At 58.4% G+C, this 7,238-nt stretch carries 8 protein-coding genes; 5 read left to right on the top strand and 3 right to left on the bottom strand.

Annotated features, from left to right (window positions below):
• From ACW9HW_RS27760 to ACW9HW_RS27745, 4 genes are all read left to right on the top strand, one after another.
• Positions 1–280: hypothetical protein (locus tag ACW9HW_RS27760; RefSeq protein ID WP_457402510.1), on the top strand; the 280-nt coding region annotated here is incomplete at its 5' end.
• A complete protein-coding gene (locus tag ACW9HW_RS27755) occupies positions 277–1,779 on the top strand; it encodes a trypsin-like serine peptidase (protein ID WP_457402508.1) in 1,503 nt (500 codons plus the stop codon). The genes ACW9HW_RS27760 and ACW9HW_RS27755, both read left to right, overlap by 4 nt.
• Positions 1,780–1,915: 136 nt before the next feature.
• Entirely contained in the window at positions 1,916–2,404 is a 489-nt protein-coding gene (locus ACW9HW_RS27750; RefSeq protein WP_457402506.1) for a GFA family protein, read from the top strand.
• A 101-nt stretch (positions 2,405–2,505) separates the two neighbouring features.
• Entirely contained in the window at positions 2,506–3,294 is a 789-nt protein-coding gene (locus ACW9HW_RS27745) for a MipA/OmpV family protein (RefSeq protein WP_457402504.1), read from the top strand.
• A 100-nt stretch (positions 3,295–3,394) separates the two neighbouring features.
• Here ACW9HW_RS27745 and ACW9HW_RS27740 read toward each other — a convergent pair whose 3' ends face one another.
• From ACW9HW_RS27740 to miaE, 3 genes are all read right to left on the bottom strand, one after another.
• Positions 3,395–4,681, bottom strand: a complete 1,287-nt coding sequence (locus tag ACW9HW_RS27740) for an ATP-binding protein (RefSeq protein WP_457402503.1) — start codon at positions 4,679–4,681, stop codon at positions 3,395–3,397.
• A complete protein-coding gene (locus ACW9HW_RS27735) occupies positions 4,682–5,389 on the bottom strand; it encodes a winged helix-turn-helix domain-containing protein (protein WP_095194974.1) in 708 nt (235 codons plus the stop codon).
• 149 nt (positions 5,390–5,538) lie between these two features.
• Positions 5,539–6,147 carry a tRNA isopentenyl-2-thiomethyl-A-37 hydroxylase MiaE gene (gene miaE, locus ACW9HW_RS27730; RefSeq protein WP_457402501.1) on the bottom strand — a complete coding sequence of 203 codons (609 nt, stop codon included), beginning with the start codon at positions 6,145–6,147 and terminating at the stop codon, positions 5,539–5,541.
• Positions 6,148–6,309: 162 nt separating this feature from the next.
• On the opposite strand from miaE, the gene ACW9HW_RS27725 reads away from it, so the two are divergent.
• A complete protein-coding gene (locus tag ACW9HW_RS27725; RefSeq protein WP_095194976.1) occupies positions 6,310–7,173 on the top strand; it encodes a universal stress protein in 864 nt (287 codons plus the stop codon).
• Positions 7,174–7,238 lie beyond the last annotated feature (65 nt).

Here is a 7,238-nt window from a genome sequence, read left to right as displayed (position 1 = left end):
ATGTGGGAGCGAGCCTGCTCGCGAAGGCGTCTGCACAAACAACACATCCCCCACGCCCGCTCACAGGTCGGACTTCAACCGACTCAACGCCCTGATCAACGCCCAGTTGAACGCCTTGCCATTGTCATTCTTGCTGTACAACGTTATTTCCTCGCGCAACACCTTAAAACAGTTACAAGTCTCGCTATATGCACCCGGCAGTTTTACTGTTTCTCCGACAATGAAAAACTTCATTGCAGGCATCAATAAACTCATTGAAACAACCAGGGATTGGTTATGACACAAAGAAAGCCGAGTGCCTTATGCACACTGACAACCACGTTAATATTCTCCACATCCATTTTCGCAACGGACTTCGGCGAAGGCCTTGCCAATGAATCCGACGCGGTATTACTTAAAAATCAGGATGAACATTACAAGCGCTGGAATGGCATTGGAAAGATATTCCGGAACGACGATCCCGGCTGCACCGCCAGCCTTATGGACACTCGCGACGAAAACGCCCGGGCCGTCGGCCCGGCTTACTTGCTCACCGCCGCGCACTGTGCGCCTGGAGTGTTTAACCGCCCTCTGGCTCCAACAGAAAGCCACAGCGTAAAGTTCAATTATTTCACCGACACTTCCACCCGCTATAAAACCTATGCCATCAAGGACATCGTCTGGAAAAATTTGTACCAGACTGACCTGGCAATCATGGAATTGGACGTCGCACTCGATACCCTGATCAAGCAAGGCATCACCCCGATTGCTGTCGCCTCTCAATGGTCGAAGGACGCTTCAGATGTGCTGATCGTTGGCGCCCCCAAAGGACTGGAACAATCCGGCTTGCGTTTGGCGGCCTGCTCTCAGAGGTCTACGGCGGCCACACTGGTGGAAGGCGACCGGGTCTATTTCGCCACATTGAAAAACAGCTGTCGTGACGTACGCCCCGGCTCCTCGGGAAGCCCTGTGCTTGACAGGCAAAGCGGCGAAATCCTCAGTGTTCTGGCGACGAGCACCCACGGTGCAACGGCGGACGAGCAGTGCTTTGAAAATGCACCCTGTGAAGTAAAAAACGGGAAAGTCATGTGGTCACCCGACACGCACTATGCTTTTCCAGTGGACTATTTAATGAGTTGTTTCAGCGACGGCGTTTTCACCAGAAACTCGAACATCTGCAAGCCCGATGCTACTTTCCAGCTGACCGAAATGAAATATTGGCCAACCCAGTATGTGACCATGCCAGAACATGCAACCAGCCCGGAGCCTGTTCTCAATGCACAGTTCTCGTTAAGTACTCCCTACTACCGCTTCAAGACGGTAAGAGATGCCATGGATTGCAGGTCTCCGCGAAACTACAGCGGCACTCTTGATGCCAGGGACGCAATGCTCGACACGCCTGTCAGCCGAGAGGTCGGCATGCACTATCTGTGTGTCATTGGTGTGGAATCCGCCGAACAAAGACCGACTGCAGCCTTAATGAAAAGCGCCTGGATTACTCCAGCACAACTGGTGGAAAGAACGCCGGTTCGGCCACCGGAACCCACCATCAGGTTGGGCGCCGACTGGAATTACAGCGTCAAATGGCGCTATCGGGTTCCCACCCACTTCGGTGCACTTTATTACTCCGGCCCAATGGCAGATACCGACTGCAGCAAGATAAAAATTGCTGATTACACAAAAACCTTTGATGAGGTGACGTTTATGGCCGAGCAATTGCCCTTGAGGCTTTGCAGCAGAAATGAGGATATGAGTGGCCGTTACTCGGATGTTCGTGCTGACCTGCTGGCGTTGCCCTGACGGTTGATCGCGAGCCGACTCGCTCCCACAGGAGACTGCGTTCCGACTGTGGGAGCGAGCCTGCTCGCGAAGACGTCGGCACTTTCGCCGCCTATCTTCTAGGCTAACCGCATCACTTCAGCCACCGGAGGCCACCATGCATCTCGAAGGCTCCTGCCATTGCGGCGCGGTCTCGTTCAGCCTGCACAGCGCCCACCCCTACCCTTATCAACGCTGCTACTGCTCGATCTGCCGCAAGACCCAGGGCGGTGGCGGTTTTGCGATCAATATTGCCGGTGATGCCAACAGCCTCAAAGTTCGCGGGCGCAAGAACCTCGCTATTTACCATGCCCTGCTCAAGGGCGAAGGCGAAAAGCGTGCCCACCGCAGCAGTGCCGAACGGCATTTCTGCTCGGTTTGCGGTTCGGGTTTGTGGCTGTTCAGCCCCGAATGGCCTGAGTTTATCTACCCGTTTGCGTCGGCCATCGACACACCGCTGCCGGTGCCGCCGGAGCACACGCATTTGTTGCTCGGTTCCAAGGCACCCTGGGTCGAAGCCGAAGTCGCGCCTGGTGACAAGCAGTTCGATGACTACCCCGAAGAATCCATCGCGCAATGGCATGAGCGCCTGGGGTTGAGCCGCTAGGTCCTTTCACAGTCTTTGACAGTTTTGCGACAAAGCTGCCAAAGATTGCACGTCGCCAGCCACCTAGCATGGGGGCATCCAAATTTCCCTCGGGTGTCCCCATGTTCCGTCCGCTGTGTCTGTCGTTGACTTCCTGCTGCCTGCTCCTGCCTTTCACCGCCTTGCATGCTGAAGACTGGCGCTACAGTCTGCGTGCCGGTGCCATCAGCGCACCGCGCTACAGCGGCAGTGACGAGCGAGTGGTCGCCCCGCTGGTGGGCGGTGAGATCGTCAGTCCTTATGGCCTATTCCTCGACAGCGAGCGGGGCCTGGGCTGGGCCTTTGACGAGGATGATTTCGGCCTCAGCGTGTACATCGGCGCCAGTGATGTGCGCAAGGATCGCAAGACTGGATACAAAGGCTCGGACGAGCTCAACGGCATGGGTTCGATCAAGTCGCGGCCAGTGCTCGGACTGGACGGGAGCTATCACATGGGTCCGCTGATACTCGGCGCGGAGTTTGAGCATGCGTTGGAGAAAGACGATGACGACCACGACACGGGTTCGTCGTGGAACCGCTTGAAACTGAGCATCAGCGCACCGCTTTATGACGGCGAGCATGGCAAGGTGGTGGGCAGCCTCAACAGTCAGTTCGGCGATGGCGACTATGTGCGCACCTGGTATGGCGTCAGCACGGCCCAGGCGTCACGCAGTCAGTTCAAGGTCCATGACACCCATGGCGGGCTGATCAGTCGCGGGGCGGACCTGACCTGGTCCCTGCCGATTGATGAACAATGGAGTGTTTCAACGATGCTGGCGGTGCAGTATCTGGTGGGCGATGCGGCGCACAGCCCGATTGTCGAGCGGCGGATGCAGGCTTCGTTGGCTGGGCGGGTGGTGTACATCTTTTGACGATCCGGTAATGCTGATGACCCTTTCGCGAGCAGGCTCGCTCCCACATTTGGAATGTATTCCCCCCTGCTCGCGAAGGGGCCAGCAAAAACAACACAATCTAATCCAGATGCGCCCAGGTCATCCGAAACGACGCCCCGCCCCACGGCGAATCCGCCACTTCCACTTGCCCGCCGTGGGACTGCGACACTCGCCTGACCAGCGCCAGGCCCAGGCCGAAACCACCGGTGCGACGATCGCGGCTGGCATCGAGGCGCGAAAACGGTTCGAAGATTTTCTCGCGACCGTCCAGCGGCACGCCCGGTCCGTCGTCATTGACCCGCACTTCGTAGTGGTCGCCGCTGCGCACCAGCGACACCTCGACACGCTCCCGGGCATAACGGATGGCATTGCGCAGCAGGTTGATCACCGCCCGCGCCATGAAGCGCGGCTCGATGCGAACCTCATCGACCTGGCACTCGATAATCAGCAATTGCACCCCGGCCGCTTCAGCCTCCAGGGCGACACTGCCGACGACGCTGTCGAGCCAACTCAGCGCCTGAATGTTTTCCCGGGTGATGACCGTGGCGCCACGCTCCAGGCTGGCGTAGGTCAGCAATTCCGATACCATTTCTTCCAGCTCGCCGAGGTCGGCGTACATGTCGGCAATCAACGCGCGGTTGCGGCTCGGATCAGCGTGCTGCTTGAGCTGGTCGAGTTCGAACGACAACCGGGCAATCGGTGTGCGCAACTCGTGGGACACCGCGTTGGTCAATTCCCGCTGGTTGGCGATCAGGCCTTCAATGCGCGCCGCCATCAGATTGAAGTGTTCGGCCAGATCGCGGATGTTCGAGCGCTTTGACAGCTGGATACGCGCCGACAGGTCATTGTCACCGAAACGCTCGGCCGCCAGCCGCAGCTTCTCCAGATCACGCCAGTGTGGCCGCACCCAGAAAAACAGCACGATGCCGATCAGTCCGGCGAGCATCACGTACGCGCCGGCCATGTAGAACGGCATCAGGCTCGGCTCGGCCGGCAACTTGATGCTCAGCAACTGCGAACCGCCATCAATCGAAGCAATGAACTGCGTGTAATCCTGGCGGATCACCAGCGTTCCTTCAGTCAACAAGGCTTTTTCCTGATCATCGAGATTCAGTTCGGCGGACTGCACCAGGCTCAGGCCCAGGCCGTAATGCGGGCGCAGTTGTTGCAGTTGCTGCTCGCGCCGGGGACCGTCGAGCCCGCGCAACTGTTCGACCAACGACCAGGCCTGCCCGCGCACCGCTTCTCGGTTATACGCCTGCATCTGGTTGTCGAGCAGCGCGTTGAACGTGTGTTCGACCGTTTGCAGTGCCAGCACCAATCCCACCGCCAGCACCAGGTACAACCCTAGAAATAACCGCAGCATCTACAGCTCCCACGCAAACGGATTAAACAGGTAACCCTTGCCCCAGATGGTCTTGATGCACACCGGTTCGCGGGGATTGTCCTTCAACTTGCCGCGCAGCTTGCTGATGTATACATCCACGCTGCGGTTGAGGCCGTCGAAGGCAATGCCGCGCATGCGGTTGAGAATGTCATCGCGGGACAGGATCTTGCCGGCGGCACTGGCCAGCAGCCATAGCAGTTCGAACTCCATGGTAGTCAGTTCGATGCCCTCGCCCGCCAGCCGGACTTCGCGGCAGCTGCGGTCAATGCTCAGATGGCCGAACTCCAGCGCGTTGCACACGCCACTGTCCGGAGCTTGCCTGCGCTGCAAGGCGCGCAGGCGGGCCAGCAGCACCGGAGGTTTGATGGGTTTGATCACATAATCGTCAGCGCCGGATTCGAGACCGAGAATGTGGTCGAGGTCGTCTTCTTTGGCCGTGAGAATGACGATCGGCGTGTCGGACACGCTGCGGATCTCCCGACACACATGCAGGCCGCTCTGGCCCGGCAACATCAGGTCGAGTACGACGATTTTCGGCTTGAAATCGAGGAACGCGGCCAATGCGAGATCGCCGCGATGCACCTGCTGCACCTCGAAGCCGTGTTGTGCCAGGAAATGCGCGATCAGCCCGGAAAGCTTCTCGTCGTCTTCCACCAACAATACTTTGCCAAAACCCAGGTTATCCATGACGCCCGACTGCCAACGCTTTAATGAAGGATTGGCATTATGCCGCCAATCGTTGCCGGGACAGAGACAAGAAGCAGCGAAAATCGGCCATGAAGGCCGGTTTTCAGTGATGTTTCATGCTTTTAAGAGTTTTTTACATTCTCAGTGCATCAGGCCGTTGCCGGCACGCCGCTGTGGAAACGGAACTCCACATCCGGCGACTCAATCAACGCCTGCTCGGCAGCGCGAACCTTGTCGATGACCTGAGCAATGTCCTTGGCCTCCCCATACTGGTAAGCCAGTTTCAGATAACCCTGGAAGTGTCGCGCTTCGCTTTTCAGCAAGCCAAAGTAGAACTTGCCCAGTTCTTCGTCCAGATGCGGCACCAGCGCCTCGAAACGCTCGCAACTGCGGGCTTCGATGAACGCACCGACCACCAGGGTATCCACCAGTTTTACCGGTTCGTGGCTGCGCACCACCTTGCGCAGACCCGAGGCGTAACGCCCGGCGGACAGCTGGCGCAGTTCGATCTTGCGCTTTTTCATCAGGCGCATGACTTGCTCGTGGTGTACCAGCTCTTCCCGGGCCAGCCGCGACATCATGTTGATCAGGTCGACATGGGAGTGATATTTAGCTATCAGGCTCAGCGCGGTGCTGGCGGCCTTGAATTCGCAATTCTTGTGGTCGATCAGCAGGGTTTCCTGATCGGCCAGCGCGGCCTGGACCCAGCCGTCGGGGGTGCGACAACCAAGGAACTCGTGAATTTCGGGAAGGATCATGGGGCCCACGGGATAATAGGTTCAAAACGAAGGGCGCCGATTATACCGGCCTGCCGGCAGACCACCAGTCGCCGACCGTTGATATGTATCAACACCCGGGCGTCAGGGCAGCAACTATAGTTGTGCAACGCCATGCTTTTTCATTTTCAGGAGATCCCGATCATGCAAGCCATACGCAGCATTCTGGTGGTCATCGAACCCGAACACTCGGAAAGCCTGGCGCTCAAACGGGCCAAACTGATTGCCGGCGTGACCCAGGCGCACCTGCACCTGCTGGTGTGCGACCCCAAGCATGATCACAGCGCCATGTTGAGCGTGCTCAAGGCCGCGCTATTGGAGGACGGTTACAGCGTCACCACCGAGCAGGCCTGGAATCAGAGCTTGCATGAAACCATCGTCGATGTGCAGCAGGCGGAGGGCTGCGGCCTGGTGGTCAAGCAGCATTTCCCCGACAGCGCGCTGAAAAAGGCCCTGCTGACCCCGGCAGACTGGAAACTGCTGCGTCACTGCCCGACGCCGGTCCTGCTGGTGAAAACCGCGGGTTCCTGGAAGGACAAGGTGATCCTGGCGGCCGTCGACGTTGGCAACGTGGACCCGGAACACCGCCACCTGCACAACACCATCATCGATTACGGCTATGACATCGCCAGCCTGGCCAAGGCCCATCTGCACGTGATCAGCGCCCACCCCTCACCCATGTTGTCGTCGGCGGACGCCACGCTGCAACTGAGCGAAACCATCGAGGCGCGCTATCGCGAACAGTGCAAGGCGTTCCAGGCGGAATTCGACATCGACGATGAGCATCTGCACATTTCAGAAGGCCCGGCGGACGTATTGATTCCGTTCATGGTGCACAAACTGCAGGCGGCAGTGACGGTGATCGGCACCGTGGCGCGTAGCGGGTTGTCCGGAACGTTGATCGGCAATACGGCGGAAGTGGTGCTCGATGCGGTGGAAAGCGATGTGCTGGTGCTCAAGCCGCAGGAGATCGAGGATCATCTGGAGGAGATTGCGAACAAGCATTGAGATTTTCGGCGCTTGTCAGGGCGCCTTCGCGAGCAGGCTCGCTCCCACAGTTGAAATGCATTTCC

Source organism: Pseudomonas sp. SDO5532_S415, from assembly GCF_054071155.1.
This window is presented reverse-complemented; position numbering and strand designations above follow the sequence as displayed.

Excerpts from the sequence above, each read along its gene's own strand:
- ACW9HW_RS27735 (WP_095194974.1), bottom strand. The coding sequence starts at position 5,389 with ATGGATAACCTGGGTTTTGGCAAAGTATTGTTGGTGGAAGACGACGAG.
- miaE (WP_457402501.1), bottom strand. The coding sequence starts at position 6,147 with ATGATCCTTCCCGAAATTCACGAGTTCCTTGGTTGTCGCACCCCCGAC.
- ACW9HW_RS27725 (WP_095194976.1), top strand. The coding sequence starts at position 6,310 with ATGCAAGCCATACGCAGCATTCTGGTGGTCATCGAACCCGAACACTCG.
- ACW9HW_RS27750 (WP_457402506.1), top strand. The coding sequence starts at position 1,916 with ATGCATCTCGAAGGCTCCTGCCATTGCGGCGCGGTCTCGTTCAGCCTG.
- ACW9HW_RS27740 (WP_457402503.1), bottom strand. The coding sequence starts at position 4,681 with ATGCTGCGGTTATTTCTAGGGTTGTACCTGGTGCTGGCGGTGGGATTG.
- ACW9HW_RS27755 (WP_457402508.1), top strand. The coding sequence starts at position 277 with ATGACACAAAGAAAGCCGAGTGCCTTATGCACACTGACAACCACGTTA.
- ACW9HW_RS27745 (WP_457402504.1), top strand. The coding sequence starts at position 2,506 with ATGTTCCGTCCGCTGTGTCTGTCGTTGACTTCCTGCTGCCTGCTCCTG.